Source organism: Thermoplasmata archaeon (genome assembly GCA_038729465.1).
In the GTDB taxonomy this organism is placed as follows: domain Archaea; phylum Thermoplasmatota; class Thermoplasmata; order Thermoplasmatales; family ARK-15; genus JAVRLB01.
The window spans coordinates 20,867-23,639 of the sequence record JAVYRZ010000017.1 but is presented as its reverse complement, the minus strand read 5'-3'; the positions used below and the strand labels follow the sequence as shown (position 1 = coordinate 23,639).

At 38.7% G+C, this 2,773-nt stretch carries 2 protein-coding genes; both read left to right on the top strand.

From position 1 onward, the window contains the following. Positions 1-2,294 (top strand): M1 family metallopeptidase (locus QXQ25_05260; protein MEM0161111.1); only part of this gene is annotated, 2,294 nt, incomplete at its 5' end. Between the two features lie 47 nt (positions 2,295-2,341). Continuing rightward, positions 2,342-2,773 (top strand): MBL fold metallo-hydrolase (locus tag QXQ25_05255; protein ID MEM0161110.1); only part of this gene is annotated, 432 nt, incomplete at its 3' end.

Genomic DNA, 2,773 nt, shown 5'->3' with positions numbered 1-2,773 from the left:
AAATTACAGTATTAGGCGCTAACGAGCCGTTGATATTGAACTCTTTTAACCTAAACATAAAAAGCATAAAGCTTAACCGGAAGAATGTGAAATTTAGCATCAATGCTGAAAAAGAAGAGATCTCAATATCCGAAAACGTAGATGGTCAAGCAATTGTAAAAGTAGAATTTGAAGGTAAAATTAACGAGAATCTTATGGGTTTGTACATGGCTAACACTAAGAAAGGTAAGATTTATACGACGCAGTTCGAGCCCACCCAGGCACGCTGGGCATTTCCTTGCCTTGACAATCCTTATTATAAAGCGAAATTCAATATCTCTTTGCTGATTGACCAAGAGCTGGACGCAATATCGAACATGCCTGTTAAATTCAGGAAAGTGTCAGGCCATAAAAAACTGGTTAAGTTTAAAGAAACTCCAAGAATGTCCACTTATCTTGTGTACATAGGAATTGGAAAATTTGAGGAAAAATCGCAGGTTCTCAAAAACAAAAAAGTGATTTTGACCGCTCCTGAAGGTACCTTGAAAAGTACAGATTTTCCGATCGATATTGCCAAAAAAGCAATAATGTTTTACGAAAACTATTTTAATATCAAATATGCAATGCCAAAGATGCACTTGATCGCTGTTCCAGAATTTGCGGCAGGAGCAATGGAAAACTGGGGTGCGATAACGTTCAGGGAAGTAGTGTTACTGGTAGATGAGGCTACAAGCAATGTTGTTAAAAAGAGGGTTGCAGAAGTGATCAGCCACGAAATTGCGCATCAGTGGTTTGGAGATCTTGTGACTATGAAATGGTGGAACGATTTATGGCTCAATGAGAGCTTTGCTACATTTATGGCATATAAAGTTTTGGATAATTACTATCCGCAATGGGATCCTTGGGCAGAGCTGATGCTGGGAGATACTTCCGGAGCGCTGAGAGGAGACTCGCTTAAAAACACACATCCGATCGATGTAAAAGTGCAAGATCCAAAAGAGATAACCCAGATATTTGATGAGATAAGCTATGGAAAGGGTGGAAGCATATTGAGAATGATAGAAGCATATGTAGGGCTCGATAATTTCAGAGACGGAGTGCGCAAATATCTGACCAAGTTTGCATATTCGAATGCTGAAGGACAGGATCTTTGGAACGAGATAGAAACAATTACAAAACAGCCGATGTCAAGGATAATGAAAGCATGGATCGAGAAAGAAGGGTATCCAGTGATATCTGCAAGCAGAGATGGAGAGCAGATCAAGATTGAACAAACCCGATTTTTGTTAGATGGAACTATCAAAAAAGATTGTTGGCCAGTACCGTTGACCATTAAAAGAGCGAACAGTTCAGAATCAATGTTGTTAGAGGAAGAGAGTAAAAACATAAAAAGCGCGGACTTTATAAAGTTGAACATAAACCAGACAGGATTTTACAGAGTGAAATATGACAGCTATCTATTTGAAAACGTCATAAGAAACAAAGATAAGTTGTCAGAATTGGATAAATGGGGGATTGTAAATGATGCGTTTGCCTTTTTACTGGCGGGATCGATAAGCAAGGCAGAGTATCTTGAGAAGATAAATGCATTTAGAAATGAAACTGAATACCTTGTGATTAAGGAGATAGAATCTCAGTTGTCTACGCTGTTGCTAATACTGGATAATGACGCAAAATTGACTGATTTTGCCAAGTCTTATTTCAGAACGCATCTCGACAGGCTGGAGCAGAGCCTAGTATCAGAAAACGACCGTATATTGCGTGGTTCTATTGCGTTCGATCTGTGCTTGCTAGACAAGCAGTTTGCAGAGTCTATGGCTTCCAAGTTTAAAGAGTTTGAAAAATCTGACCCGGACTTGAAAAATGCAATTTCACAATCAGCTGCAATCGTGTTCAAAAATCTGGATATTCTCATGGAAAAGTACAGGGCTACTGACAAAGATGAAGATAAAATGTATCTGATCCGTGCAATGGGCTGGTTGCCAGAGCTAGAACTGGATAAAGTGGTAAGCTTGATCAGAAACGGAGAGATCAAAAAGCAGGATAGTACGGGATTCTATATATCTGCTGCATTCTGTCCATACAACCGAGCTTACATATTAAAAAACTTTGAAACAATAGTGAAAGAAACATTAAAAGTGTTTGCTGGCACAGGATATACAGGACGATTGATAGAAGTATCTGTACCCTATCTGGGACTAAAGAAAGAGCCTGAAATAAAGAATATTCTCAGTAAGCTAAACGATCTGGAACTGAAGAGAGGAATAGAAAAAGGATTGGAATTGTTAACAATATATTCTAAACTTGTGAGATAAAATATATAAACGAAAACGGATATCATGAAAATGAAGGTGATTATAATATGGATTATTTAATATGGTACGGCCACTCTGCTTTCGAACTTAATATTGATGGAAAGAAGATACTTGTCGATCCTTGGATCAGCAATCCCTTGTCCAGTACAAAGCCTGAAAATATTAAAAATGTGGATGTAATAGTTATTACTCATAGCCACGATGATCATACGGGAGATGTGGACACAATTCTTGCAAACAATCCAGAAGCGAAGTTATTTGCAATGTTTGAGCTTGCAAACAGTTATGAAGAAAAAGGTGCAAAACACGTGATTGGCGCAAATATAGGTGGCGCAGCGATGATCGAGTCACTAAAATTCGTATTGACCAGTGCTACGCACAGCTCTTCACTGGGCTCTCCTTCAGGAGTGGTTATAATAGGCAAAAACAGCACGGTCTATCATGCTGGCGATACAGGAGCAATGATGGACATGAAACTA